24 protein-coding genes are annotated in these 25,059 nt (G+C 66.5%); 12 read left to right on the top strand and 12 right to left on the bottom strand.

All coding sequences use genetic code 11. The features are described 5' to 3' along the window. The first annotated feature begins 184 nt into the window (after positions 1-184). Positions 185-625: a nuclear transport factor 2 family protein gene (locus HAV18_RS21590; RefSeq protein ID WP_166959526.1), complete on the top strand. Its 441-nt coding sequence runs from the start codon at positions 185-187 to the stop codon at positions 623-625. 24 nt (positions 626-649) lie between these two features. On the opposite strand, the gene HAV18_RS21585 is transcribed toward HAV18_RS21590, so the two are convergent. From HAV18_RS21585 to HAV18_RS21565, 5 genes are all read right to left on the bottom strand, one after another. Further along, positions 650-1,036, bottom strand: coding sequence for a VOC family protein (locus HAV18_RS21585; RefSeq protein WP_166959523.1), 387 nt, complete (start codon positions 1,034-1,036; stop codon positions 650-652). Positions 1,037-1,123: 87 nt separating this feature from the next. Continuing rightward, positions 1,124-1,717 carry an SMI1/KNR4 family protein gene (locus HAV18_RS21580; protein ID WP_166959520.1) on the bottom strand — a complete coding sequence of 198 codons (594 nt, stop codon included), beginning with the start codon at positions 1,715-1,717 and terminating at the stop codon, positions 1,124-1,126. A gap of 79 nt (positions 1,718-1,796) precedes the next feature. Then, positions 1,797-2,717 (bottom strand): bestrophin family protein, encoded by a 921-nt coding sequence (locus tag HAV18_RS21575; RefSeq protein WP_166959516.1) that lies wholly within the window; start codon positions 2,715-2,717, stop codon positions 1,797-1,799. A gap of 163 nt (positions 2,718-2,880) precedes the next feature. Continuing rightward, a complete protein-coding gene (gene cydB / locus HAV18_RS21570) occupies positions 2,881-3,888 on the bottom strand; it encodes a cytochrome d ubiquinol oxidase subunit II (protein WP_166959513.1) in 1,008 nt (335 codons plus the stop codon). A gap of 3 nt (positions 3,889-3,891) precedes the next feature. Continuing rightward, positions 3,892-5,292 (bottom strand): cytochrome ubiquinol oxidase subunit I, encoded by a 1,401-nt coding sequence (locus HAV18_RS21565; RefSeq protein WP_166959511.1) that lies wholly within the window; start codon positions 5,290-5,292, stop codon positions 3,892-3,894. Positions 5,293-5,717: 425 nt separating this feature from the next. Between HAV18_RS21565 and fdhD the strand changes: the two genes are divergently transcribed. From fdhD to moaD, 5 genes are all read left to right on the top strand, one after another. Next, positions 5,718-6,587, top strand: a complete 870-nt coding sequence (fdhD, locus tag HAV18_RS21560) for a formate dehydrogenase accessory sulfurtransferase FdhD (protein WP_166959508.1) — start codon at positions 5,718-5,720, stop codon at positions 6,585-6,587. Continuing rightward, positions 6,587-7,801, top strand: coding sequence for a gephyrin-like molybdotransferase Glp (glp, locus tag HAV18_RS21555; RefSeq protein ID WP_166959505.1), 1,215 nt, complete (start codon positions 6,587-6,589; stop codon positions 7,799-7,801). The genes fdhD and glp overlap by 1 nt, the downstream gene beginning before the upstream one ends. 199 nt (positions 7,802-8,000) lie before the next feature. Then, entirely contained in the window at positions 8,001-9,125 is a 1,125-nt protein-coding gene (moaA, locus tag HAV18_RS21550; protein ID WP_166959502.1) for a GTP 3',8-cyclase MoaA, read from the top strand. Positions 9,126-9,172: 47 nt separating this feature from the next. After that, entirely contained in the window at positions 9,173-9,745 is a 573-nt protein-coding gene (locus HAV18_RS21545) for a molybdenum cofactor biosynthesis protein MoaE (RefSeq protein ID WP_166959499.1), read from the top strand. 52 nt (positions 9,746-9,797) lie between these two features. Then, positions 9,798-10,055: a molybdopterin converting factor subunit 1 gene (moaD, locus tag HAV18_RS21540; RefSeq protein ID WP_021157913.1), complete on the top strand. Its 258-nt coding sequence runs from the start codon at positions 9,798-9,800 to the stop codon at positions 10,053-10,055. Positions 10,056-10,226: 171 nt separating this feature from the next. Here the strand turns inward: moaD and HAV18_RS21535 are convergent, their stop codons facing one another. Then, positions 10,227-11,243: an AraC family transcriptional regulator gene (locus HAV18_RS21535; RefSeq protein WP_166959496.1), complete on the bottom strand. Its 1,017-nt coding sequence runs from the start codon at positions 11,241-11,243 to the stop codon at positions 10,227-10,229. Positions 11,244-11,339: 96 nt separating this feature from the next. Between HAV18_RS21535 and HAV18_RS21530 the strand changes: the two genes are divergently transcribed. After that, on the top strand, positions 11,340-12,407 hold the full coding sequence (locus HAV18_RS21530; RefSeq protein WP_243771745.1) for a 2Fe-2S iron-sulfur cluster-binding protein: 1,068 nt from the start codon (positions 11,340-11,342) through the stop codon (positions 12,405-12,407). Between the two features lie 33 nt (positions 12,408-12,440). After that, positions 12,441-13,598 carry an alkane 1-monooxygenase gene (locus HAV18_RS21525; protein WP_166959493.1) on the top strand — a complete coding sequence of 386 codons (1,158 nt, stop codon included), beginning with the start codon at positions 12,441-12,443 and terminating at the stop codon, positions 13,596-13,598. A gap of 251 nt (positions 13,599-13,849) precedes the next feature. Here the strand turns inward: HAV18_RS21525 and HAV18_RS21520 are convergent, their stop codons facing one another. Together HAV18_RS21520 and murQ are read right to left on the bottom strand one after the other, a co-directional pair. Beyond that, complete coding sequence (locus HAV18_RS21520; RefSeq protein ID WP_166959490.1) at positions 13,850-14,656, bottom strand: GntR family transcriptional regulator; 807 nt, start codon at positions 14,654-14,656, stop codon at positions 13,850-13,852. A 58-nt stretch (positions 14,657-14,714) separates the two neighbouring features. After that, positions 14,715-15,611 carry an N-acetylmuramic acid 6-phosphate etherase gene (gene murQ / locus HAV18_RS21515; RefSeq protein WP_166959487.1) on the bottom strand — a complete coding sequence of 299 codons (897 nt, stop codon included), beginning with the start codon at positions 15,609-15,611 and terminating at the stop codon, positions 14,715-14,717. Positions 15,612-15,965: 354 nt separating this feature from the next. Here murQ and HAV18_RS21510 point away from each other — a divergent pair, with 354 nt between their 5' ends. From HAV18_RS21510 to HAV18_RS21500, 3 genes are all read left to right on the top strand, one after another. Further along, on the top strand, positions 15,966-17,477 hold the full coding sequence (locus tag HAV18_RS21510) for a PTS transporter subunit EIIC (RefSeq protein WP_166959484.1): 1,512 nt from the start codon (positions 15,966-15,968) through the stop codon (positions 17,475-17,477). A gap of 77 nt (positions 17,478-17,554) precedes the next feature. Then, positions 17,555-18,670 carry a porin gene (locus tag HAV18_RS21505; RefSeq protein WP_166959481.1) on the top strand — a complete coding sequence of 372 codons (1,116 nt, stop codon included), beginning with the start codon at positions 17,555-17,557 and terminating at the stop codon, positions 18,668-18,670. A gap of 72 nt (positions 18,671-18,742) precedes the next feature. After that, on the top strand, positions 18,743-19,621 hold the full coding sequence (locus tag HAV18_RS21500) for a hypothetical protein (protein ID WP_166959478.1): 879 nt from the start codon (positions 18,743-18,745) through the stop codon (positions 19,619-19,621). Between the two features lie 233 nt (positions 19,622-19,854). Here HAV18_RS21500 and HAV18_RS21495 read toward each other — a convergent pair whose 3' ends face one another. The 3 genes from HAV18_RS21495 to leuC all read right to left on the bottom strand — a co-directional run bounded on the left by HAV18_RS21495 (position 19,855) and on the right by leuC (position 23,313). After that, on the bottom strand, positions 19,855-21,177 hold the full coding sequence (locus HAV18_RS21495) for a 2-hydroxycarboxylate transporter family protein (protein WP_166959475.1): 1,323 nt from the start codon (positions 21,175-21,177) through the stop codon (positions 19,855-19,857). 80 nt (positions 21,178-21,257) lie between these two features. After that, positions 21,258-21,908, bottom strand: coding sequence for a 3-isopropylmalate dehydratase small subunit (leuD, locus tag HAV18_RS21490; protein ID WP_166959472.1), 651 nt, complete (start codon positions 21,906-21,908; stop codon positions 21,258-21,260). Then, on the bottom strand, positions 21,901-23,313 hold the full coding sequence (gene leuC, locus HAV18_RS21485; protein WP_166959469.1) for a 3-isopropylmalate dehydratase large subunit: 1,413 nt from the start codon (positions 23,311-23,313) through the stop codon (positions 21,901-21,903). The genes leuD and leuC overlap by 8 nt, the downstream gene beginning before the upstream one ends. 118 nt (positions 23,314-23,431) lie before the next feature. Here leuC and HAV18_RS21480 point away from each other — a divergent pair, with 118 nt between their 5' ends. Then, positions 23,432-24,325, top strand: a complete 894-nt coding sequence (locus tag HAV18_RS21480; RefSeq protein WP_166959466.1) for a LysR family transcriptional regulator — start codon at positions 23,432-23,434, stop codon at positions 24,323-24,325. 171 nt (positions 24,326-24,496) lie between these two features. On the opposite strand, the gene HAV18_RS21475 is transcribed toward HAV18_RS21480, so the two are convergent. Further along, entirely contained in the window at positions 24,497-24,877 is a 381-nt protein-coding gene (locus HAV18_RS21475) for a hypothetical protein (protein ID WP_166959463.1), read from the bottom strand. Positions 24,878-25,059 lie beyond the last annotated feature (182 nt).

Here is a 25,059-nt window from a genome sequence, read left to right as displayed (position 1 = left end):
CTACCTGAGCGCGGCCTTTCGCATCGAAGTCACCCTGCCGCTTGTGGGCGATACGTGAAAGCCCGACAGCGTCACATGCGATGCCGTTCACGCCGGCAGCGGGCCGGCCCTTAGTCCACTCCGCCGATGCCGCACCCGCACGCCCCCGCTATCGTTTCCCCGTCATCCACTCACCCTCGACACCATGACGCCGCAGGAAACGATCGACCGGATGGAGATCCAGGATCTGCTGACCCGCTATTGCCACGCCGTCGACCGTCACGACTGGCACGAATTCGAGCGCCTCTTCGCGGCCAATGCGACGCTCGACTACACGGCATTCGGCGGCCCGGCCGGCAGCCGCGCGGAAATCGCCGCCTACCTGGAACGGATGACATCGGCGATGCGCGGCACGCAGCACACGATCTCGACGTCGCTGCTGATCGTCGACGGCGATGCCGCCACCGCGCGAACGGCCGGCCAGGCGATGATGATCTCGGCCGATGAAACCGGCGACGATCGCGTGTGCTTCGTCGGGCTCTGGTATCGCGACCTGCTGGTGCGAACCGAATGCGGGTGGCGCATCCGGAGCCGCACGCAGGAGCGCAGCTGGATGCACGATGCGCCGCCGGTCGCGGTGCGCTGAACGCCCCGCGCGCGGCGCGTTACGTCACTTCATCTGCATCAGTTGAATCAGGTTCCCGCACGTATCGTCGAGCACGGCGACACGCACGGGCCCCGCGTCCATCGGCTCCAGCGTGAAGCGGACCTCCAGATCCTTGAGTCGCGCGAATTCCGCATCGAGATCGTCGACCTGGAACGATGCGGCCGGGATGCCGTCCTCGTACAGCGCCTGCTTGTACGGCCCCACCGCACGATGATTGCTCGGTTCGAGCAATAACTGCGTGCCGTCGGGCTGGTCCTTCGACACCACGGTCAGCCAGCGGAATTCGCCTACCGGCACGTTGTACTTGACCTGAAACCCGAGCTTGTCGGTATAGAACGCCAACGCCTTGTCCTGGTCGTCGACGAACACGTTCGTCACGTAGATTCGCATCGTGCATGCTCCTGAAACGGCAACCGGCGAACATCGTTCGCCCGGCCGCGCCGGATGATCGAAACCGGGGCACCGCCCCGCCCTTCGCTATTCTTCGTCGAAATCGATGACAAACGCATAACCGTCGTCGATCAGCTTGCGCAGGTAGCCGTCGAAGTCGTCGGCGATCACCGCATAGCTGTCGGGATCGTGCAGGAAGCGCACGACCTGCCCGACCTTGCCGCCCGGCGCCGGCTCGAAATCGATGTAGAGCTGCGACGTGCCGCCGTTGTTCATGCAATGCGAGAAGCACAGCCGCCGGCCCATCGGCAGCGCGATGTCGATGCGCGGATCGACGAGTTCGCCGTCGTCGTTCGCGTCGTCGCCGTAGATCTCCGCGATGCTGTCGCGGTACTTCGATCCTTCCTCGAGCATCTGTCCGGCCGACAGCAGGTAATACGGGTATTCGTAGACGTCGGAGCCGAGCACCAGCACATTGATCGTCGTGCCGCCGTAGTCGCGCCAGTAGGTGCCGTCGAGCTTGCCGAGCAGTTCGAGCAGGCTGGCCGGACACTGCGGATACGCGGCGCGCAGCGCGTCGAGCTGCGCGGGCGTCGCGCCCGTGGCGGCGGTGAGTGCCGCGTTGTCGGTGTCGGGCAGTGCGGCACGCAGGCCGGCGAGATAGGTGTCGACGAGGGTCATTGCGTCAGGTCCGAAGAACAGGCAAGCGCCATTCTAGCGCCCGACGCGATCCGCTCGTTGCGCGCTTGCGCGCGCCTGCTTACGTGATCTGGTAGGTCGACGCCGGCACGAACTCCTCCGGCATCGGACGGTCGCCCAGTTCGAGCACCGACCGCTCGATCGTACGCGTCATCGCATCGAGCGCCAGCGCGTTCGGCGCGAGGCCGAACGGCTCGGCCACCTCGTTCGCGATCGCCTCGAGCGCGATCAACGTGTACGAGATGAACACGCAGATCAGCGGCGTGAAGAACTCCGTCGAATCGACGAGGCCGAACGGCAGCAGCACGCAATACGCATACACGGTGCGATGCAGCAGCACGCTGTAAGAGAACGGGATCGGCGTCGACAGGATGCGCTCGCACCCGCCGACCGATTTGCCGAGCTCGTCGAGTTGCGTCTCGAACATCCAGCAGGTCGTGTCGCTGCCGGGCGCGCGGCCCAGCGCGCGGACGATGCCGCCGCGCAACTCGTCGAGGATCGCAACGGGCTTGAAGCATTTGCCGCCAAGCTCGACCGTGCGCTCCGCACCGAGAATGCGCTGGAGGTCTGCGGTCGGATCGGTATGGCGCAGCTGATGCTTCAGCGCGTACGTGAACGCTATCAACAGATCGGCGAGCCGGTTGCGCTCGACAACGCTGACGCCGTCGGGCAGGTAGTGATTCAGCTGCGACGTCAACGCGCGTGCCGCGATCAACAGGTTGCCCCACAGATGCCGCGCCTCCTTGAACCGCTCGAAGCTCGCGTTGTTGCGAAACGCGAGGAAGATCGCGAGCGCGAGCCCGAACAGCGTGAACGGCGCGGTGTTCAGCGGAATCTTCTCGCCGAAGATCCGCCCGTTCGTGAAGACCGCCAGCGTGCTGACGATCGCCATGAACACGAGCTGCGGAATGATCGATTGCAATACGGAGCCGTTCCAGACGAACAGCATCCTGAGCCAGTTTTGTCGTGGTCGGACGATCATGGTGTTTTCTCGACTGCCAGGGAAATGCGTCAGGCTGCACGCCGGCGCCCGATGCGCAACGGCCCGCGCATGGCGGGCCGCTAGCGGGTGAATGCCGGGCCGGGCGCCGTGCTGCGCGAGATGATACGCCCGCGCGCGCCGCGTCCGTCACATCGTGCGGCGCTCAGTGATAGCCGACGTCGCCCTCGCGCACCTTGCCGCGGAACACGCGGTACTGCATCGCGTTGTACACGAGGATAATCGGCAGCACGATCACGGTGCCGACGAGCGCGAACTTCTGGCTCGACGGGCTCGACGATGCGTCCCAGATCGTCAGCGACGGCGGCACGATGTTCGGCCAGATGCTGATCACGAGCCCCGTGTAGCCGAGGAACACGAGCGCGAGCGTCAGCAGGAACGGCGTGGCCTCGTGCTCGCGCTTCACCGTGTGGAAGATGCCCCACACGCACGCGACGACGAGGATCGGTACCGGCAGGAACCAGCCGAGATCGCCGCTGCCGAACCAGCGGTGCGCGACGGCCGGCAGCCCGATCACGGTCCACAGGCTGACCACGCCCATCACGGCGAGCAGTACGCCCGCGAGCGGCTTCATCAGCAGCCGCATCTTGCGCTGCAGTTCGCCGTCGACCTTCAGGATCAGCCAGCCGCAGCCGAGCGTCGCGTACGTGACGAGCACGCCGATCCCGCACATCAGGCTGAACGGCGACAGCCAGTCGAACGGCCCGCCCGCGAACTGGTTGTTCACGATCTTGATCCCCTGCAGCAGCGAACCGAGCACGATCCCCTGGCAGAACGCCGCGAGCGCGGAGCCGCCGATGAACGCGAGATCCCACATGTGTTGCGTGCGGGTGGCCTTCGCGCGCAGCTCGAACGCCGCGCCGCGGAAGATCAGGCCGACCAGCATCAGGACCAGCGGCAGGTAGTTCGCGGGCAGCAGCGTCGAATACACGACCGGGAACGCGCCATAAAGCCCCGCGCCGCCCAGCACCAGGAACGTCTCGTTGCCGTCCCACACCGGCGCGACGGTATCGAGCATCACCTGGCGCTCGGCCTTCGCATCGAAGAACGGAAACAGCAGGCCGATACCGAGATCGAAGCCGTCCAGCATTACGTAGATGAATACCCCGAGGCCGATGATCGCGGCCCACACGACAGGAAGATCGATTTGCATGGCTTACTCCGCTTCGGTCACGTTCAGCGGCGTGGACAGCGCGCTCTTGCGCAGCCCCGGATGCCGGTGCAGCTCGATGTACCCGGCCTGGGCAGCCGGCCCGCGCTTCATCAGTTTCATCATGTAGTAGATACCCGTTCCGAACACCAGGAAATACACGACCACGAAGATCAGCAGCGACACGCCGACCTGCTGCGCGCTGAGCGGCGCAACCGAATCGATGGTGCGCAGCACGCCATAGACGGTCCATGGCTGCCGCCCGACCTCGGTCGTGATCCAGCCGGCCAGCAGCGCGACGATGCCCGACGGCCCCATCGCCACCACGAACCACTGGAACCAGCGCGTTTCATAGAGGCGCCCGCCCTTTCTCAGCAGCAGCCCGAGCAGCGCGGTGAGCAGCATCAGCATCCCGAGGCCCGCCATGATCCGGAACGTCCAGAAGATGATCGGCGAATACGGGCGGTCCTGCGGCGGGAATTCCTTCAGCCCGCGAATCTCGCCGTCCCAGCTGTGCGTGAGGATCAGGCTGCCGAGGTGCGGCACCTGGATCGCATAGCGCGTGGTCTCGGCCTGCATGTCGGGCAGCCCGAAGAGGTTCAGCGCCGTGCCGCCCTTCTCGGTTTCCCACAGCCCCTCGATCGCCGCGATCTTCGCCGGCTGGTATTCGCGCGTGTTCAGGCCATGCGCGTCGCCGACGACGATCTGGATCGGCGCAAGGATCAGCAGCATCCACAGCGCCATCGAGAAGCTGCGCTTCACCGGCTCGTCGCGGCGCCCCTTCAGCAGGTGCCACGCGCCGCACGCGGCGACGATGAAGCCCGCGACGATGAATGCCGCGATCGTCATGTGCACGAGGCGGTACGGGAACGACGGGTTGAAGACGATCTTGAACCAGTCGACCGGCACGACGAGGCCGTTCTCGATCTTGTAGCCCTGCGGCGTCTGCATGAAGCTGTTCGACGCGAGGATCCAGAACGTCGAGATCAGCGTGCCGACCGCGACCATCAGCGTCGCGAAGAAGTGTGCGCGCGGGCTCACGCGCTGCCAGCCGAACAGCATCACGCCGAGGAAGCCGGCTTCGAGGAAGAACGCCGTCAGCACTTCATAGGTGAGCAGCGGACCCGTGATGTTGCCCGCGACGCGCGAGAAGCCGGCCCAGTTCGTGCCGAACTCGTACGCCATCACGACGCCGGAGACCACGCCCATCCCGAAGCCGATCGCGAAGATCTTCGACCAGAACTGGAACATGGATTTGTAGGCGGCGTCGCCGGTGACGAGGTAGCGCCATTCCAGCACCGCCAGGAAGCTCGCCATGCCGATGCTGATCGCGGGAAACACGATGTGGAACGACACCGTGAATGCGAATTGCAATCGGGCGAGATGGAACGCATCGAAGATTTCCATGACCGTAATTTGCTCGTGGTTGTGAGGACGTACGCTCGAAGCAGGAAATCGCGCGACGGCTTGGCGACAACACATGCGAACACAAACGGTCACTCGCATGGCATCGAAGCGTGAATGACGATATCGCGTTTGCAACGATACTCGCAATCGTTCGAACGTGCGCTGAAACTGTGCTGCTTCCACTGCCGAAGATGTGTGTACGGAAAACACATTTCGTGCCTGCGGGATGGTCAGCTGTACTGCTTTCCGCATTGCAGCGCTGTGCATCCGGCATACAGCGCATCCTCGCTAACATCCGGTGTAACGCTTGCCAACGGCCACGGCGCGCCCCTCGGCGGCGCCCGCCCGGCAGCCCCGATTTCCCTGGTCCGGCGTACGCGCCCGACCCGGCCGGCCCGCCGGCCGATCCGCCTGGAGAAAACCGCATGGAGCCCAGCATCCGCCGCGACGAGCCGACCGGCAGCACCGCGTGTCATGTGACACGTCACCGTGCCGGCGAAGCGCGCGACACCGTCGACCGCGTCGTCGACGAAACGCCGGTTGCACTCGTATTCAACGGGATTGCGCACACGGTCATGATGGCGACCCCGATCGACCTCGACGCGTTCGGCCTCGGCTTCGCGCTCAGCGAAGGCATCGTCGAGCGCGCGTCGGACGTGTTCGACATCGAAAGCGAATGCCGGCCCGGCAGCGCCGAAGTGCGGCTTACCGTGTCGCAGCAAGCGTTCATGGCACTGAAGGCGCACCGGCGCGCGCTGGCCGGCCGCACGGGCTGCGGCGTATGCGGGATCGAGAGCATCGCGCAGCTCGACCTGCACCCGCCGCGCATCGCCGCCGCCGGGACGGCCGCCGGCATCGGCGCCGACGCGATCGCACGCGCCGCGCGCACGTTGCCGGCCCATCAGGCACTGATGCGCGAGACGGGCGGCATTCACGCGGCCGCATGGTGCGACCGCGACGGCGCCGTGCTCGACGTGTTCGAGGACGTCGGCCGCCACAACGCGCTCGACAAGCTGATCGGCCGGCTCGCACGGCGCCGCGCGGATCTGCACGCAGGCTTCGTGTTCCTGTCGAGCCGCGCGAGCTACGAACTGGTGCGCAAGGCCGCGCGGGTCGGCATCCCGATGATCGCGACGATCTCGGCGCCGACGTCGCTCGCGATCGACGTCGCCCGCGAAGCCGGCGTGCGCCTGCTCGGCTTCTGCCGCAACGACGGCTTCGTCGAGTACGTGTCGCCCGACGCCGTTCAACCCGACCCACCGGCGCTTGCGCAAGCGCGCCCGGCTTTCTCCTGATGAAACCACTGACCGATTTCGATACCGCGCAGCAGCATTTCGCCAGCGCGTTCGCGCCGCTCGAGGCCGCCACGTCCATTCCGGTCGGCGAGGCCGCCGGCCATGTGCTGGCCGCACCGCTCACCGCCGTGCTCGACCAGCCGCCGGCCGACCAGAGCGCGATGGACGGCTACGCCGTGCGTCACGCGGATCTCGCAGCGGGCGAGCCGCTGCACGTCGCGCAGCGCTGCTATGCGGGCGACACGCCGGCGCCGCTGGCCCCGCGCACGGCCGCGCGCCTCTTCACCGGCAGCGTGATTCCGCCCGGCGCGGACACCGTCGTGATGCAGGAGCATGCGCACGAGCAGGACGGCTGGGTCGCGTTCGACGCGCCGCAGCGCAGCGGCTCGCACATCCGCCGCCGGGGCGAGGAAGTGCGCGCCGGCGACCTGCTCGTGCCGGCCGGCGTGCGCATGGGCGCGATGCATGTCGGCGTGGCCGCCGCGCAAGGGTTCGCGCGCGTCGACGTGCGTCCGGCGCTGCGCGTCGGCATCCTGACGACCGGCGACGAACTCGTCGCGTGCGGCCAGCCGCGTGCGCCGCAACAGATTTACAACAGCAATGCGCCGATGCTTGCCGCGCTGGTCTCGGGCACCGGCGCCGAGGTCGCGCTGAGCCTGCATGCGGCCGACACCGCGCCCGCCGTCGATCGCGCACTGCGCGATCTGCACGCGGGCTGCGACCTGGTGATCTGCGTCGGCGGCGCGTCGGTCGGCGACAAGGATCTGCTGCGCCCCACGCTGGACGCGCTCGGCGCATCGTTCATCGTTGCCGGCGTGCGCATGAAACCGGGCAAGCCGGTTGCACTCGCACGGCTCGACACGCGGCCGGTGGTGCTGCTGCCGGGCAACCCGGGCGCCGCGATGACCGCGTTCGCGCTGTTCGTCGCACCGTTGATCCGCCGCCTGCAAGGGCGCGACGCACGCATGCCGATCGTGCCGTCGCTGCCGATCGACGCCGACTTCGAGCCGGATGCGCAGCGCGAGCGCTTCGTGCGCGTGCACTGCACCGTCGGCCTCGACGGCATGCCGGTACTCGATACCCTGCGCCAGCAAGGCGCCGGCACGCTGCAGTCGCTCGTGCAGGCGAGCGGGCTTGCCCGGCTGCCGGCCGGGCGGCGCATCGCGCGCGGCGACACGGTCCCGTATTACGAATTCTCGCCGTGGCTCGCATGAGCGTGCCCCCCGACACTCGCCCTCTGCAGCGCATGCGCCGCGCGTCCCGCGCCGCGAACTGTATTCCTGCAATTCGGGCGCGATTGTGTCCCTGCCGGAAAAACCCGGCGGACTATCCTCACGATGAGGCTCGTCACGCGCCGTGCGCCGCCACCTCGGCACGCGCACGGCCGGCCGGCGACGCCCCTTCGCTTACTTCATGCAGGCCGACGAACCGATCGTGAATGCCATCGTTTCCGCCGCGCCGGCCGCCGCCGCAGCTTCCGGCGGCGCATCGCCCGGCGCTTTCCCCCGCACGTCCGACACGCTCGGCCGCCCGCTGCGCGACCTGCGCCTGTCCGTCATCGACCAGTGCAATTTCCGTTGCGGCTACTGCATGCCGCGCGAAAGCTTCGGCGCCGACTATGCGTTCATGCCGTCGTCCGAACGGCTGTCGTTCGCGCAACTGGAAAAGATCGCCCGCGCGTTCACGTCGCTCGGCGTCGAGAAGATCCGCATCACGGGTGGCGAGCCGCTGCTGCGCCGCAACCTCGAAGCGCTGATCGAACGCCTCGCCGCGCTGACGACCGTCGACGGCAAGCCCGTCGAAATCGCGCTGACGACCAACGGCTCGCTGCTGGCCGCGAAGGCCCGCACGCTGCGCGACGCGGGCCTGTCGCGCGTGACCGTCAGCCTCGATGCGCTCGACGACGCGATGTTCCGCCGGATGAGCGACGCCGACGTGCCCGTGTCGCGCGTGCTGGCCGGCATCGAGGCCGCGCAGGCGGCCGGGCTCGCACCGGTCAAGGTCAACGCGGTGATCGAGCGCGGCGTGAACGACGACCAGATCCTGCCGCTCGTGCGCCACTTCCGGCATACGGGCGTGGCCGTACGTTTCATCGAATACATGGACGTCGGCGGCGCGAGCTTCTGGTCCGGCGACAAGGTCGTGCCGGCCGCGCAGATGCGCGCGCTGATCGACGCGCACTACCCGCTCGTGCTCGTCGGCGAACCGGCGCACGACGCGACCGCGATCCGATGCGCGCACATCGACGGCGCGGGCGAGGTCGGCTTCATCGCGAGCGTGTCGCATCCGTTCTGCGGCACCTGTTCGCGCGCCCGCGTGTCGGCCGACGGCACGCTCTACACGTGCCTGTTCGCGACGCAAGGCACCGACCTGCGGCCGTGGCTCGACGACGCCGCGTCGAGCGCCGACCTCGCCGCCGCCGTGCGCGATCGCTGGACGCACCGCGACGACCGCTATTCCGAGCGCCGGGCCGCGCGGCCGGCCCGCGCGCCGGGCAAGACCTATCCGACCGTGCGCATGTCGCTCGTCGGCGGCTGAGGGGCCGCCGCGCGACACGGCACGCGCCGCCTAATGGAGAACCAGTCATGACGACCTTCACCGAATCCCGTGCCGGGCTGCCGGACGATCCGTTGCGTGCCGGCGGCCACCCGCCTCCCGCCGATGCGGCCGACCCGCACCCCGAACCGCCGCCCGCGATTACCGCCGGCTTCGAGGTGCGCGTGCAGTACGCGCCGATCGACGCGGGCACCGAGCTCGCGCCGATCGTTCGCAATCCGAATGTCGGTGCAGTCGTGAATTTCCTCGGTGTCGTGCGCAAGGAAGGCGACACCGACGACGTCGTCGCACTGGAAGTCGAGCACTACCCGACGATGACCGAGCAGGCCCTGTGGAGCATCGTCGAGGAAGCCAGCGCGCGCTGGCGGCTCGAAGCGGTGAAGATCGTGCATCGCGTCGGGCGCATTCCGCTCGGGCAGGCCGTCGTGCTGGTCGTGGTGGCCGCCGCGCATCGCGCGTGCGCGTTCGATGCGTGCGAATTCCTGATGGATTTCCTGAAGACCCACGCGCCGTTCTGGAAGAAGGAGATCCGCCACGACGGCGAATCCGGCTGGGTCGAGGCCAAGGCACACGACGACCACGCCATGCGACGCTGGGGCTGAACCCGTCCGCCATGCGCTTTCCGTTCCCGCCGACTCCATTCAAGACATCGCCATGAAACTGACGATCAAGTATTTCGCAAGCATTCGCGAACAACTCGAGCGCGACGAGGAAACCGTCGAGGTCGACGCCCGCGAACTCACCGTCGACGCACTGCGCAGCACGCTGGCCGCGCGCGACGCTCGCAGCGCGGACGCGCTGCGGATGGACCGGCCCGTGCGGGCGGCCGTGAACCTCGAGATGGTGACGGGCGAATTCGTCGTGCGGGAAGACAGCGAGGTCGCGTTTTTCCCGCCGGTGACGGGCGGGTGACGTCGCGACGGGCGAAATCCCGGTGACGCCTGACACCGGTAGACACACGTCGGCCACTTCGCCGTCGCGACACCGATCCCGGGTTCCGTCAACCCGGTGCGTACGCCCGTATGCCGTTCGCGCACCATCGCGATCGACTCCCACCACGACAGGATCGCCGCGGGCGACGCGTCACGAACGGGTCGCGGCCCGACGGAATTCGGACGGCGACATGCCCTCCCAGCGGATGAATGCACGCCGGAAATTCCCGAGACTGTCGTAGCCGAGCAGAAACGCGATTTCCTGCAGGCTGAGCTTGCCCGACTTCACGCTCTCGACCGCCAGCGCATGGCGCACGCTTTCGAGTATCTCGCGATACGACGTTCCGTCATCGGTCAAGCGCCGATGCAAGGTGCGCGGCGTCATGTTCAGCAGCTGGGCGGTCGCCTGTTGCGACGGGAACGCGCCCACCCGCTCGAGCATCAGCCGCCGGACCCTGGACGCAAGCGCATGCTGCCGGCTCAGGTTCGCGAGTTCGACCTGGCAGATGCGAACCGCCTCCGTCAGCGCACGTGCGTTGCTGCTGTCGAGCGGCCGATCGAGATCGCCGGCCTGGAAGTCCAGGCCCGCCCAATCGAGTCCATACCGGACGTCGCAACCGAACAGCTCCCTCGCCAGATCCGCATAGCCGGGCAAATCGAACGGGAGGGCCACGAACGAAGCCGGACTCGCGCCCCGCGTGATGTAGTCGAGCAGGTTCTTGATCGTCAACACGATCGCTTCCATCACCGGCTGCCGGATGTCGTCGAGCGGATGGCATTCGACGAACACGAGCCGCACGTGTTCTCCCGCCGTCTCGAGCTTCGCGGAAACGAGGGAGGTCCGCACCTGCACGAAACGCTCGACGAGTTCGAGCGCCTGTCGCGGCGTCACGCTGTTGGCCATCGCGTAACCCAGTATCCCGTGACTGCCGATCCGCAGGCGCTCCCCCACGAGCAGCCCGAACGCCGGCTCGCGCGTTGCGTCGATTGCATCGCTCACCAGCCGCTTGAACGCGTCGAAGGAAAAATCCCGGACCGTCAGTTCGCCCGTCGCGCCGGGACCTTGCAGCTGCACGAACCAGTCGGGCAGGCGCGCCCCCATCCGGACGACCTGATCCGAGATCTGGAGCGCGTATTGCGGTTGAAGAAAAAAGTCCGTCTCGGACATGTCGGACATCCTCGGTGGGTGACGGACATCAATTGACCTGAAATGCGCCATCGATGTCAATTCGAGCACTCCCGTAACGGCGGCCGGTTCCCTACGATGAACGTACCTCAACCGTACCGACCGGAAGGCACCATGTTCAGCTTCCTGACAAAACCCAAGACTGTGACGGCCGTCATCAACGATCGCACCATCACGGTCCAGCCGGGGGAAACACTCTTGCAGGCGGCATTGCGCGAAGGCATCGACTTTCCGCACAGCTGCCGGGTCGGCGGGTGTGCGACCTGCAAATGCAGGCTGATTCACGGCCGCGTGAAGGAACTCACGCATACCGAATACGTCCTGCCCGACGAGGATCTCGATCAGCGCTTCATCCTGGCCTGCCAGAGCATCCCGCGCTCCGACGTGACCATCGCCGTCGACCTGAGCCGCTACGGCGCACGGCGGAAGGTTGGCGGCCGCGTGATCGGCCAGGACCGGCAGACGCACGACATCGTGCGCCTGCGCATCCAGCTCGACGAAGCGCTTCCGTACAAGGCCGGGCAGTATGCGCAGCTGTCGATCGCATCCTTGCCGGGCGAGGCGCGCAGCTACTCGTTCGCGACCGCTGTACGACCGGATGCGCAGGCCGTCTTTTTCGTGCGCAAGGTGCCCGGCGGCGTATTTTCCGGCCATGTCCACGGCCATGACCTGACCGGCAAGACCGTGACCGTCGAAGGTCCGCTCGGCGACTTCTGGATGCGCCCCGCCACGACCCCGTTGATCCTGATCGCCGGCGGCAGCGGGCTTGCGCCCGTTCTCGCGCTGCTCGAAGACGGCGCGGCGGCACGCGCGGCACGTCCGGTCACGCTGCTGTTCGGTGCGCGCGCCCAACGCGACCTGTACGCGCTCGACACGATTGCGGATCTGGCGCGCCGCTGGCGCGACCGCTTCGATTTCCTGCCGATCCTTTCCGAAGAGCCGGACGATTCGTCATGGCGCGGTGCGCGCGGGTGGGTGACGGACGGCATCGCCGCCGACCTGCCGGCGGATGCCCATGCGTACCTGTGCGGGCCGCCCCGGATGATCGACGCGGCCACCGACGTGCTGACGGCCCGCGGCCTTGCCCGCGAACACATTCACGCGGACCGGTTCACCACGCAACACGACACGCAGGCAGTCGCCTGAATGCCAATACCAACCCGGAGGAGACACGTCCCCATGCACCACTACCTGAAGTACTTCCTGTTCCACGTGATCGGCATCTCCGCGATCGTCGCCTTCGTCGCGGGCGGTACGTGGATCACGCTCGATCTCGTCGCGATCCTCGCGTTCTATATCGTCGGCGACGCGATAGGCGGCGACGATACGTCGACACCCGTGCTGCGCCATCCCGGCATCCTGACGTTTCAACTCTGGATGGCGCTGCCGCTGCTGTCGCTGATCGTCTTTGCGTCGGTCTGGTCGATCGCCGCCTCCGATCCGCTCGGATTCGGCGCACTGGTCGAACGGTTGACCGGATACGATGCGCTGGCGGCGCGCGCGGCGACGAACCGGTGGCACCATGTGTCCGGCGTCGTGCTCACCGGCCTGATGATCGGCATGATCGGCACCATCCCCGCGCACGAGCTGACCCATCGCACGTGGGACCGGGTGTCGATGTTCATCGGCCGCTGGCTGCTGGCCTTCAGCTTCGATACGGTCTTCTCGATCGAGCACGTGTATGGGCACCATCGCTACGTATCGACGACCGAAGATCCCGCCACGGCCCCTCGCGGCCGCAACGTCTACCTGCATGTCCTCGTCTCGACGGTCAAAGGCAACGTCAGCGCGTGGAAGATCGAAGGCAAGCGCCTGAAGCGGGCCGGGCACGGCGCGTTCACGCCGTTCAACGCGGTGATTCGCGGCCACCTGATGAGCGTGCTGCTGCTCGCGGGCGCATGGAGCATCGGCGGGTACCGAACGGGCATGTACTTCCTGCTCTGCGCGCTGTGGGGCAAGGCGCTGCTGGAAATCGTCAACTACATGGAGCACTACGGTATCGTTCGCGATCCGGGCACGCCGGTCCAGCCGCGCCACTCATGGAATACCAATCGGCGCATCAGTTCATGGTCGATGTTCAACCTGACGCGCCATTCGCATCATCATGCGCAGGGCGAAGTGCCTTACCAGGATCTCAAGCCGTTTGCCGATGCGCCGATGATGATCGGCGGCTACCTGACGACGATCGTCGTCGCGATGATCCCGCCGCTCTGGCACCGGCTGATGACACCCAAGGTACTTGAATGGGATCGCATCCATGCGACGGAACGGGAACGACGCCTCGCGGCCGACGCCAATGCGCGCAGCGGGATGACAGGGTTCGCGGCCGTGATGTGAATCGCGGCCACGCGCGGGTACGACGCGTAACGTACCGCAGCGTTTCGCAGCGGTGACGCAACACGTTGGAGTCCTCATCGAATCGCGACACGGCTCCGCTGCGGGGCAGGCCATGGCCCGCAGCAACCTGGCGGCCGCTACGCTGAATGTGCCGGCGTCGAAATCGATGCCGGCACATTCCGTCGCTCAGTGTTTGCCGGAAGCCGGGCGTATTGCGCGCGATAGCGTGTCGTCGTCCGTCGTTCCGGAAATCACGCCTTTCCCATCACCGCGAGGTAATCGTAACGATCCCCACGGTAGAACGACCGCGTCAGCTCGAGCGGCCGTCCCTCGATCGAAAACGACCGCCGCTCGATATGCAGCACCGGATCGCCGCTGCGGATGCCGAGCAACTCGGCGTCCGGCCCGGACGCCAGTTCCGCGCGCAGCCGCTGGAGCGCCTTGACCGGGCAAATGCCCGCGGCATTCAACGCCCCGTACAGCGAATCGCCGAATTCCAGGTTGCCGCCGAGCAGGTCGGCGGCCAGCACCGCGCGCTCGATCGCCATCGGCACGGCATCCGCCGTCCTGACACGCTCCAGGTGCATGACGACCGAATCCGGCGCGAGACCCAGTGCGAGCGACTCCTCCGGCGTCGGGCGGCGCAGTTCGCGCTTGACCCAGTGCGACCCCGGACGGAAGCCGCGACGGAGCATGTCGTCCGAGAAACTGGTGATCTCGGTCAACGGTTGCTCGACGCGCGCGGCGACGAACGTCCCCGCGCCCTGCCGCGCTTCGACGAGCCCCTGGCGGATCAGTTCCTCGATCGCGCGCCGCACGGTGTCGCGCGACACCTGCAGTTGGGCAGCCAGTTCCCGCTCGGGCGGAAAGCTCTCCCCCGTCTTCATCGTGCCGTCGACGATGGTCGCGCGCAGCATCCGCGCGAGTCGCGACGCAATCGGCATGCGCGCGCCGCCCGTCGACGGCGCATGCAGTTCGGCGACCTGCGCCGCGCCGAACAACGGCGCGCCGGGTTGCGGGTCGCGCGAAAGAGGGTCATCCAGGCGGCGTTCCGTCATCGATACACTAAAAATTGGTCAGGATTGGAGGACATTCGACACGGTGCGATGCACGGCATCAGGACGGCTGGCGCGACTGCAGCGCGTGATGAATCGACCCGCCATGCTCAACCGACAACGCTTCGGCCTCGCCGCAGCTCAAACCCGCCAGCAGCATCAGGATCGCGATCCGCGGGCGGTTGCCCGCTTCCGCGAGCGTGCGCGCCGCGACGTCCGGCGCGACTCCCGCCGCCTGCGCGACGATCGATTGCGCGCGGAGCTGCAGCTTCTGATTGTGCACCTGCAGGTCGACCATCAGATTGCCATAGGTCTTGCCGAGCGCGACCATCGACAGCGTCGACAGCATGTTACAGACCATCTTCTGCACGGTCCCGGCCTTCAGGCGCGTGGAGCCGGCCAGGATCTCCGGGCCGCAGTCCACTTCGATCGCGACATCGGCCACGGCACCGACCTCGCTCCCGCTGTTGCAGGCCACGGAGACCGTCGAACAGCCGATGTGCCGCGCATGGCGAAGCGCGCCGATCACATAGGGCGTGCGGCCGCTCGCGCTCAGCCCGACCACGACGTCCTCGCGCCGCAGCGCGATGTCCTCCAGATCCGCCTGCCCTCTTGCCGCGGAATCCTCGATGCCCTCGGACATGCCGACGAAACCGCCCGCGACGATGCCCACGACCTCCTTCGGCGACATGCCGAAGGTCGGCTGGCATTCCAGCGCATCGAGATAGCCGATCCGTCCGCTGTTGCCGGCGCCGATGTAGACGAGCCGGCCGCCCGCGCGGAGTGCCTGCGCGACCGCCCTCACCCCCGCCGCGATGGACGGCAATGCACGCGCCACGCACGGCGCGATGAACGCATCCTCGCGATTCATCAACGCCACGCCTTCTTCGATGCTGAGCTGATCGAGGTTCGCGCTGAAGACGTTGGGCTGCTCGGTGATCAAACGATCCAGCGGCATGGCGGCACTCCACAGGTTGGGCGAAAGATGGGTTTGATCATAATTGGTATGGCATTGGTTGTAAATCGCCAATTCATCGGGCGTCGCATCGTTGATGCCGGTAACTTCGCTGACGCCGACAACGAAACATCGTCAAACCACTGATACGAATTAGATTTCAATGTGCGAGCGGTTCAGGACCGCACCCTGACCCCGTTATCTCCGAGACTGAAAAGCTATCCACCCGATCCCTGGACAACTTCTAAAAAACTACCTATTGCCAACCAATATGTGAATTGGTACGTTCCAATTTATCGACAATTCAACGTACTCGCCTCCGGACAGGGGCGATTCGGCATTTCACAGGAGCCAGGCATGGCGGCGGACACGGCAGAGAAGTTCGGGACACTGGCCCGCGCGATTCTCGGGGCAATCGGCGGCGCACGGAACGTGCGCAATCACACGCATTGCATGACGCGACTGCGCGTCAACCTCGTCGATCCGGCGCTCGCCGATCCGGCCGTGCTGCGGCAACTGCCCGGCGTGCTGGGCGTGGTGACCGGCGATCCGCTCCAGGTGGTGATCGGCCCCGGCGCGGTCAAGCAGGTATGGAGCGCGTTCGCGCAGGCATTGAGCGAACACGATGCAGGCGACGCGCATCCGCAAGACGATGCGCGGGCCGCGAAGCCGCCCGCGGCTGCCAGGCGCGGCAACCACGCCGTGCGCGGTTTCCTGCGCCGCATCGCGTCGATCTTCACGCCGCTGATCCCCGCGCTGGTCGGCGCGGGGCTGATCAACGCGCTGGGCGGCCTGCTGCTGCTCTGGGCCCGGCATTCGCCGGCCGACAGCGCGAGCGACCTGACCTTTCTCGCGACCGTCGCGTCGACGATCGGCTCGGCGTTCTTCGCGTTCCTCGTCATCCAGGTCGGCATGAACGCGGCGCGCGAGTTCGACGGCACGGCGAGCCTCGGCGGCGCGGCCGCGAGCGTGATGATCGTGCCGGCGCTGACCAAGCTCCATGCGTTCACGTTGCCGCTGCTCGGCGAGATCGCGCTGCGGCCCGGCCAGGGCGGACTGATGGGCGCGCTGCTGGCCGGCGTGCTGGTCGCGCTGGTCGAGCGCAAGCTGCGCACGCGAATCCCGCCGGCGATCGAGACGCTGGTGACGCCGACCGTGTCGCTGCTCGTCGCGGGCGTCGCGACGCTGTTCGTGCTCATGCCGGTGGCCGACGTGCTGACGAACGGCGTCAGCGCGCTCACCACGCGCTTGCTGAATGTCGGCGGCATGCCGGCCGCGTTCGTGCTCGCCGCGTCGTTCGTGGTTCTCCTGATGTTCGGCCTGCATCAGGCGCTGATCCCGATTCATGCGCAACTCATTGCGCAATACGGCTTCACCGCGCTGTTCCCGATCCTCGCGATGTCCGGCTGCGGGCAAGCCGGCGCCGCCTTCGCACTGTATTTCCGCGTCAAGGACGCGGGACTGAAACAACGGATCCGCGACACGTTGCCGACCTGCATGCTGGGTGTGTCCGAACCGCTGCTCTATAGCGTCACGCTGCCGCTCGGCCGCCCGCTCGTCACGTCGTCGATCGGCGGCGGCATCGGCGCGCTCGTGCTCGGATACCTCGCCAGTCACGGCGATTTCGTGGGCGCGACCACGATCGGCCCCGCCAACCTGATGCTGATTCCGCTCGTCACGGGGCCCATGGGGCTCGGCAGCAGCGTCGCGGCCTATTGCCTCGCAACGGCGACGGCGTATGCATCGGCGTTCGTGCTCACCTGGTTCTTCGGGTTGACGCAGGATCAGCGGCGACAGTTCGTCCGCCCGGCGCCACGCCGCGCCGAGCCGCGCGCGGACGGGCCGCTGCCGGTGCAGCAGGCGCGCTGAGCGGCCTTGCGCAATGGCGGTCGCGCCGGTGGTCGGCCGCCTCTTTATTGCCCTATTAAATATGGATAGCTAAATAAATGAAAAGGGGAATCGCCTTCGCGATCGCGTGCTTCGCGACGACGCTCGCGCATGCGCAATCGAGCGTCCTGCTGTGGGGACGCCTGGGCGGCGACGTCCAGTACACGAGCGGCGTGCAGACACCGCACGGCACCGCGTCCCGCTGGTCGCAGGGCAGCGACTGGGGCGTCAACATCATCGGGTTGAAGGGCACGGAAGATCTGGGGAACGGGAACCACGCGCTGTTCTGGCTCGAATCGGCTTTCACGCCGACCGGCTCGCTGGTCGCGGGGCTGATCTTCCAGCGCGCGGCCTGGGTCGGGTTGAAGAACGACACGTACGGCACGATCCGCTTCGGCCAGGGGCCGATGCTCAACAACTACGTGTGGGAATACGACCCGTTGCTCGAGGAAAACTTCGGCGCCCAGTCGTTCGTCGCGTACCGGAACGGCTCGCGCCTGTCCAACGGCATCCGCTACCTGTCGCCCGACCTGCACGGCTTCTCGTTCGATGCGGAGCTGAACCTGGGCAACAGCCCGACCAGCTTCAACGCGGGCGATCCGGGCAACGCGGGCAAGGCCGGGCGCGCGGACGGCTTCAGCGGCGCCTACACGCACGGCGATTTCCAGGTGCGGGTGGTCTGGGACGAGATCCGCAATGCCCAGGGCATCGAGAACAACCTGTTCAGTTACTCGCGCGAATTGTTCGTCGGCGTGCGCGACCGGTTCGGCCCGTTTCGCGTGCAGGCCGCCTACACGCACTACTCCGCGCCGGATACACCGGCGGGATTGTCCGACCGCGCCGATCTCTGGTGGGCCGGCCTCACCTACGACGTGAACCCCTTTCTCCACCTGCAGGGTGCCGCTTACACGATGAAGGTCGGCCCCGGCAAGTGGACCGCCGACCACGACGGCGAATCGCGCGTGACGATGGTCGGCGTCGGCTGCATGTACGACCTGTCGAAGCGGACGTTCCTGTACAGCATGGCCGCGCACGTGTTCAACAGCGCCAACGCGAATTTCGGCGTCAACCCGCAAAACCCGGGCCTGGGGCCGATGAACGCCGGCTGGGGCACGAACCCGGCGCCTGGCCATGGACAAACCGGCGTCTATGCCGGCATCGAGACAGTGTTCTAGCCCGCGTGGCCGGCCGCGCTGGCCCTGCGCGCCGCGCCACGCTCTTCCACTTTGCCAACCAGGAGTCGAACCATGCCATCCGGATCCATCCGCCCACGCGTTCCGATCGCAGCAAGTGTCGGTACGGCCGCGCTGCTCGCGCTTGCGCTCACCCATCCGCTCGACGCCGATGCCGCGCCGTCGTTTACCGTGCTCGACAACACCGCATACGCCGATGTTTCACTCGGGCACGGTTCGGTCAAGACCCATTTCATCCCGGCGCGCTACTGCCAGCCGCTCACGTACGATGCGTCGACGGGCAAGGTCAAGCTGCCGTCGCAGAGCGACTGGGAGGCGCTGGTCAACACCTACGATCCGACACCGGCCGACGCGCCCGGTTATCTCGTGCTCGACTGCGAAAAGCTGTACCTGACCGGCAGCACGGCGACGATCGCCAACCGGTTCGCGATCCTCAAGCAACTCCAGCAGTGGACCCAGGCGATTCGCCCCAATCGCGTGCTCGGGTGGTACGGGCTCGCGAACGCGGCCAACATCAGCACCGTGGATCCGGCCAGCGCCTATCGTGACATCGCGCAGCTGATGGACCTCAACAACGGCAGGACTGCGTACTTCCCGAGCGAATACGTGAAGGCCAACGGCACGTCGCCGTATACGGGCGCGGCATGGGCGCCGCAGCTCAACGCCGACCTCGCGACGACGGGCACGATCGACCGGCAGAGCAGCACGGGCACGCATCCGGTGTTTCCGTACATCTGGCCGCAGTACTACGACCAGAACACGACGCTGATCCCGGCTTCGACCTGGCAGAGCATGTTGAACACGATCCGCAGCACCGCCGCGGCCGGCCTGATCATCTGGGGCGGCCAGAATCCCGCTGTCGAATACGATGCGAACAACGACGGGAACGGCCCGTGGGTCGCGGTCACGCAGGCGTTCCTGGACAGCCTCTGAGCGGTGCGAGGCGCGGCTACCCTTCCCCTGCGTGACCCGTCGCGGTCACGCGCCCCGGGGGACGGGTTGGCCGCACAGCGCAGCTGCTGCGCTGTGCTCCCCGGGGCGCAAGCCCATTGGCCCGCTTTCACGAAAACGGCAAACGGTAGCCGGGTTCGCTGGCTCCGGGAGGCCGGCGTTGTATCGAATTGAACGGGGCCGGCCGCACGAACGGGCCGGCAACCCCGCGCGCATCAATGCAGCCACTTCATCACGATCGTCGCGAACACGACCATCGCGGCGCCGCCAATGCGCGTCGAGATCTGCGCGAACGGCATCAGCCCCATCCGGTTCGACGACGACAGGATCGCGACGTCGCCGGTGCCGCCCAGCCCGCTGTGGCACGCGGTGATGATCGCCGATTCCACCGGGTACATCTTCAGCGCGGCGCCGACGAAAAAGCCCGACACCACCATCGCGATCACGATCGATGCGCAGATCACGAAGTAACCGGGCGAGAACGCGCCGACGAGCTTGTCCCACGACACGAACAACGTGCCGAGGCCGACGAGGATCGCGAACGTCAGGTTCGTCGACATGAATCGGTACATCTGGTACGCGCCGATCTCCATCGACTCGGGAATCGCGCGGCACACTTTCAGCACGGCTGCCGCGACGATCATCAGCACCGGGCCCGGGATGCCGGTGAGCGGCGCCAGCAATGCGCCGAGGATGAACAGCGTGCACGCGAACAGCAGCCCGAACCCCATCAGCCGCAGGTCGAGTGCCGCCTCGGCCTTCTGCGCGGCAAGCAGTGCGCGATCCTCGCCGGTCTTCACGAGCAGGCCGTCGCCGCTGTAGTCGCGGTGCTTTTCGCCGAAGCGTTTCAGCATGCCGCTCGCGAGGATCGCGACGACGTTGCCGATCAGCGCGGCCGGCACCATCGTCGCGATCAGGTGGCCCTGCGCGGCGCCGGTGATCTCCGAATAGCCGATCGACAGCGGCAGGATGCCTTCGCCGATGCCGCCACCGAGGATCGGCATCACGATGTAGAAGAACGTGTGCTGCGGGTCGTAGCCGAATGCGAGGCCGACGGCGACACCCGCCGCGATCGCGGCCACGGTGCCGACGACGAGCGGCGCGAACATCTTGAGGAAGCCCTGGATCAGGATCGTCCGGTTCATCCCGAGGATGCTCCCGGCGACCAGGCACGCAATGTAGAGATACTGAAGGTTTGCCGTCTTCATCGTCACCGTGATCGCGCTGAGCATCGCATCGTCCATCAGCCGGTAGCCGAGCAGCGCCGACGGCACGAACAGGCACAGGATTGCGGGGCCGCCGATATGCCGGAACACCGGAATCCGGCGACCGATCTCGCCGAGCAGCAGCCCGGACAACATCAGCACCGCGAAACCGCCGATCATGTCGTTCGGCAGCCGCTTCGTGACGGCCGCGAGCATCGTGACGATCGCGATCGCAATGCACATCGGCAGCGGCATCCCGCCAATCTTCAGGGTCAGCAGCGACGCTCGTCGCGTTGGCGGCGGCACGCTCGTCTGCACGGGGGAAGCTTCCATCTCATGTCTCCTTTTTTATGTTCCAGTCGCACTTCGGCAAGGCCGGACGGAACCGCGCGTCCGGCCCCGTACGGCGGGCGCTACGATGCTTCGTTCACGCCGCGTTGCTGCTTCGGCAGATCGATCCTCATCCACGGATGGGCCTTGTAGTGGCGTGCCTCGAACCCATCGATCGCGGTGCGGTCGGCGAGCGTCATGCCAATCATGTCGAGCCCTTCGACGAACATGCGCTTCTGTCGCTCGGGCAGATCGAACGGGTATTCCGATCCATCTGCTGTCCTGACGACCTGACGCAGCACGTCGATCGTCAGCGTGCTCGTAGCCGGATCGCTGGCCTGCCCGACGAGCACCGATATGACGGCGGGATCGAGCATCACCAGCAGCAGCCGGTTGTTCAGCGCGTTGAAGTAGAAGATCTCGCCGAAGCTCGGCGCGATCACCGCCTCGAAGCCCGCCTGCTGCAGGCCCCACACCGCGTGCTCGCGGCTGGAGCCGCAGCCGAAATTGGCGCCGGCCACGAGGATGCGGGCCCGCTGATACTCGGGACGGTTCAATACGAAATCAGGCCGAGGCACGCCCGAACCGTCGTGGCGGAGGTCGTACAGCACGCCGCGCGCGAGCCCCGACTTGTCGATGCCGAACAGAAACTGCTTGGGCATGATCTGGTCGGTGTCGAGATTGTTCAGCGGCAGCGGCGCGGCGATGCCGGTGACGAATGCGTGCTCAGACATGGTCGAACTCCTTGCGTACGTCGACGATGCGGCCGGCCAGCGCGGCGGCGGCGGCCATCGCCGGGCTCATCAGGTGGGTGCGCGCGCCGCGGCCCTGGCGGCCCTCGAAATTGCGGTTCGTCGTCGACGCGCAGCGCTGTCCGGGTTGCAGGATGTCGTCGTTCATCGCGAGGCACATCGAACAGCCCGGCTGGCGCCATTCAAAACCGGCATCGATCAGCGTGCGCGCGACGCCTTCGCGCTCGGCCTGCTCGCGCACCGCGACCGAACCCGGCACGACCATCGCGCGCACCGATCGCGCGACCGTGCGGCCGCGCACGACGTCCGCTGCCGCACGCAAGTCCTCGATCCGTGCATTCGTGCACGAGCCGATGAACACGTGATCGACGGCCAGGCCATCGATAGGCTGCCCGGCATCGAGCCCCATGTAGTCGAGCGCCTTGCGCGCGTTGTCGCGTTCGAGCGGTTCGGCCGACAACGCTGGAATGCACGCGGTGATCGCGATTGCCTGGTCGGGGCTCGTGCCCCAGGTCACGAACGGCGCGACGTCCGCGGCATCGAAGCGATGCGTGATGTCGAACTGCGCATCGGCGTCGGATTTCAGTTGTGCCCACTGCACGGCGGCTTCGTCGATTTGCGCCACCGGCAGGTCGCGGACCCGCTCGCGAACATACGCGAGCGTCGTTTCATCGGGTGCGATGAGCGCGCCGCGTGCGCCGGCTTCCACCGTCATGTTGCACAGGGTCATCCGCGCTTCGGCGCTCAGCGCAGCGATCGCCGGCCCGCCGTATTCGACGACGAAACCGCGTGCGCCCTGCGCACCGATCCGCGAGATGATGTAGAGCACGAGATCCTTCGACGTCGTGCCGGCGGGCAGCGTGCCGCCCACGTGGATACGCATGTCACGCGCGACGCGGTACACGAGCGTCTGCGTCGCCAGCACATGCTCGACTTCCGACGTGCCGATGCCGAAACCGAGCGCGCCCAGCGCGCCGTACGTCGTCGTGTGGCTGTCGCCGCACAGCACGACCATCCCGGGCCGGATCAGGCCGATCTCCGGCGCGACCACATGCTCGATGCCCTGTTCGGTATCCTGCACGTCGAACAGGTGGATGCCGTGCTTGCGGCAGTTGCGCGTGAAGTTGGCGGCCTGGCTGGCAGCGGCGTCGATGACGATCGTGCGCTGGCCGACCGGGACGGGATGCGTCGGGATCACGTGATCGACGATGCCCATCTGCTTTTCCGGGCGGCGCACCGGCAGGTTCTTTTCCGCGAGCCCCGCGAACGCCTGCGGACTCGTGTACTCGTTCATGATGTGCAGGTCGGCATACAGCACAACATGCTGCTCGTCGACGCGGAACACCGTGTGGCTCGCCACGATCTTCCGGTAAAGCGTCTGTCCCATCGTTCCTCCGGTCTGTCTTGCGAAAACGCCCTGGTGCGGACGTTTCGGCAAGTGTAATTTGGAGGGTGACGCCTTAAAATGAGGCACGGCTTAACCCATTATTAAATGAAACTTTAAGATGGATCCGATCGCAGACCTGGAATTCTTCGCGCGGCTCGTCACGCACGGCAGCCTGTCCGCACTCGCGCGCGATCTCGGCGTGACGCCGCCGGCCGTCAGCGCGCGGCTCAACCAGATCGAGCGGCGCCTGGGCGTGAAGCTGCTGAACCGCACCACGAGGCGGCTCGCGCTGACCAACGAGGGCGAGGTGTATCTCGCGACCGGCTCGAAGTTGCTGGAACAGGTACACGAACTCGAACGCACGGTGTCGAGCAGCCGCAACCAGCCGCAAGGGCTGCTGAAGGTCAATGCGACTTTCGGGTTCGGGCGCCGCCACATCGTGCCCGCGCTGTCCGCGTTTCGCGATCGTCATCCGGAGGTCGAGATCCAGCTCGAACTCACCGACCGCCCGATGAACCTGGCCGAGTTCGCGTACGACGTGGGTATCCGGTTCGGCGAACTGCCGGACCAGCGCGTGGTGGGCCGCAAGCTGGCCGCGAACCGCCGTTTCGTCTGCGCGTCACCCGCTTACCTGAAGGCGAACGGGACGCCGAAGGTGCCCGGCGACCTGCGCGGCCACCGCTGCATCGTGCTGCGCGAGAACGACACCGCATACGGCACGTGGCACTTCACGAAGGGCAAGCGCCATGAACTCGTCAAGGTGCATGGCGTGATGAGCAGCAACGACGGCGAAGCGACACTGCGCTGGGCGATCGACGGGCACGGCGTGCTGGTGCGATCCGAATGGGACGCGCAACCGTTGATCGATTCGGGCGCGCTGACGCGCGTGCTCGAGGATTGGTCGTTGCCGCCATCGGATATCTATGCGGTGTATCCGGAGCGGCTCAACCTGTCGGCAAAGGTGCGGGTGTTCGTGGAATTTCTTTGTGAGTATCTGGGCGGGCGGGAATGATGTGGACGTCGGGGAACGTGGCGATTCATGGAATTCCGGTGGTATTTGTCGGCTAACTACCCGAAGCGGCCGTTTGGCCCGGCACACGTTCAGCACGAGCCGCGCATGCTGGTTTGGCCGGGTAGGTCATTCTGCCTAGGCCACCTGCCCCCTCACCAAAAACGGCGCGCCTCAAATTATCTGGAATCCGAAATACCAGAACACGATGGGCTTGCCGGCGGCCGTTTCACCACTCGTCGTGCAACGGCCAGCCCACTCGGGGCACACTTTCTGGCCGGACGACGTGAGCGTGCTGGATGGAAAACACGTCGACGCCACCCGTGTGCTGTCGTCCGCTCGACTGACCGACACGTGTACCTGCCTGCGCTCGCTCGTGCTCACAAGGGCAAGCTGGCGACCTTCGATCGGCGCCTGGTTGACGATGCCGTGCCGAACGGCGCCAAGCATCTTGAACTGATTTCCTGACCCTGGATTGGGAGCAAGAGTCGTGACAGCTTCGCTTGAACGGGTTTCTTCGATGGCGATGCGCTGGTTGCCGCGACCGCCAATCAAAGAATCTCTGCCTTATGCTCTGCAGAGCACAATCACGAACCTTGCTCATCCCCCTCGAGGATTTGACACCGCGCACATTCGCTCGACAATAAAGCCTTCGGCCTACGGCCGAAGGCTCATGAAAGGCCGACCACTAACACTCGGCACTGTCCAGGAAATCCAAGCGGTTCAAGCTCGAACAC

Source organism: Burkholderia sp. D-99 (assembly GCF_011605345.1).
Classification (GTDB): Bacteria; Pseudomonadota; Gammaproteobacteria; order Burkholderiales; family Burkholderiaceae; genus Burkholderia.
Note: the sequence above shows the minus strand (reverse complement) of the source record. Positions and strands in the feature narration are given on the sequence as shown.

Coding starts and splice junctions, on each gene's coding strand:
- leuD (WP_166959472.1), bottom strand. CDS start 21,908: ATGTCTGAGCACGCATTCGTCACCGGCATCGCCGCGCCGCTGCCGCTG.
- cydB (WP_166959513.1), bottom strand. CDS start 3,888: ATGCAAATCGATCTTCCTGTCGTGTGGGCCGCGATCATCGGCCTCGGG.
- fdhD (WP_166959508.1), top strand. CDS start 5,718: ATGGAGCCCAGCATCCGCCGCGACGAGCCGACCGGCAGCACCGCGTGT.
- HAV18_RS21505 (WP_166959481.1), top strand. CDS start 17,555: ATGAAAAGGGGAATCGCCTTCGCGATCGCGTGCTTCGCGACGACGCTC.
- HAV18_RS21535 (WP_166959496.1), bottom strand. CDS start 11,243: ATGTCCGAGACGGACTTTTTTCTTCAACCGCAATACGCGCTCCAGATC.
- leuC (WP_166959469.1), bottom strand. CDS start 23,313: ATGGGACAGACGCTTTACCGGAAGATCGTGGCGAGCCACACGGTGTTC.
- HAV18_RS21590 (WP_166959526.1), top strand. CDS start 185: ATGACGCCGCAGGAAACGATCGACCGGATGGAGATCCAGGATCTGCTG.
- moaA (WP_166959502.1), top strand. CDS start 8,001: ATGCAGGCCGACGAACCGATCGTGAATGCCATCGTTTCCGCCGCGCCG.
- HAV18_RS21580 (WP_166959520.1), bottom strand. CDS start 1,717: ATGACCCTCGTCGACACCTATCTCGCCGGCCTGCGTGCCGCACTGCCC.
- glp (WP_166959505.1), top strand. CDS start 6,587: ATGAAACCACTGACCGATTTCGATACCGCGCAGCAGCATTTCGCCAGC.
- HAV18_RS21585 (WP_166959523.1), bottom strand. CDS start 1,036: ATGCGAATCTACGTGACGAACGTGTTCGTCGACGACCAGGACAAGGCG.
- murQ (WP_166959487.1), bottom strand. CDS start 15,611: ATGCCGCTGGATCGTTTGATCACCGAGCAGCCCAACGTCTTCAGCGCG.
- HAV18_RS21545 (WP_166959499.1), top strand. CDS start 9,173: ATGACGACCTTCACCGAATCCCGTGCCGGGCTGCCGGACGATCCGTTG.
- moaD (WP_021157913.1), top strand. CDS start 9,798: ATGAAACTGACGATCAAGTATTTCGCAAGCATTCGCGAACAACTCGAG.
- HAV18_RS21500 (WP_166959478.1), top strand. CDS start 18,743: ATGCCATCCGGATCCATCCGCCCACGCGTTCCGATCGCAGCAAGTGTC.
- HAV18_RS21525 (WP_166959493.1), top strand. CDS start 12,441: ATGCACCACTACCTGAAGTACTTCCTGTTCCACGTGATCGGCATCTCC.
- HAV18_RS21480 (WP_166959466.1), top strand. CDS start 23,432: ATGGATCCGATCGCAGACCTGGAATTCTTCGCGCGGCTCGTCACGCAC.
- HAV18_RS21510 (WP_166959484.1), top strand. CDS start 15,966: ATGGCGGCGGACACGGCAGAGAAGTTCGGGACACTGGCCCGCGCGATT.
- HAV18_RS21530 (WP_243771745.1), top strand. CDS start 11,340: ATGAACGTACCTCAACCGTACCGACCGGAAGGCACCATGTTCAGCTTC.
- HAV18_RS21520 (WP_166959490.1), bottom strand. CDS start 14,656: ATGACGGAACGCCGCCTGGATGACCCTCTTTCGCGCGACCCGCAACCC.
- HAV18_RS21565 (WP_166959511.1), bottom strand. CDS start 5,292: ATGGAAATCTTCGATGCGTTCCATCTCGCCCGATTGCAATTCGCATTC.
- HAV18_RS21495 (WP_166959475.1), bottom strand. CDS start 21,177: ATGGAAGCTTCCCCCGTGCAGACGAGCGTGCCGCCGCCAACGCGACGA.
- HAV18_RS21575 (WP_166959516.1), bottom strand. CDS start 2,717: ATGATCGTCCGACCACGACAAAACTGGCTCAGGATGCTGTTCGTCTGG.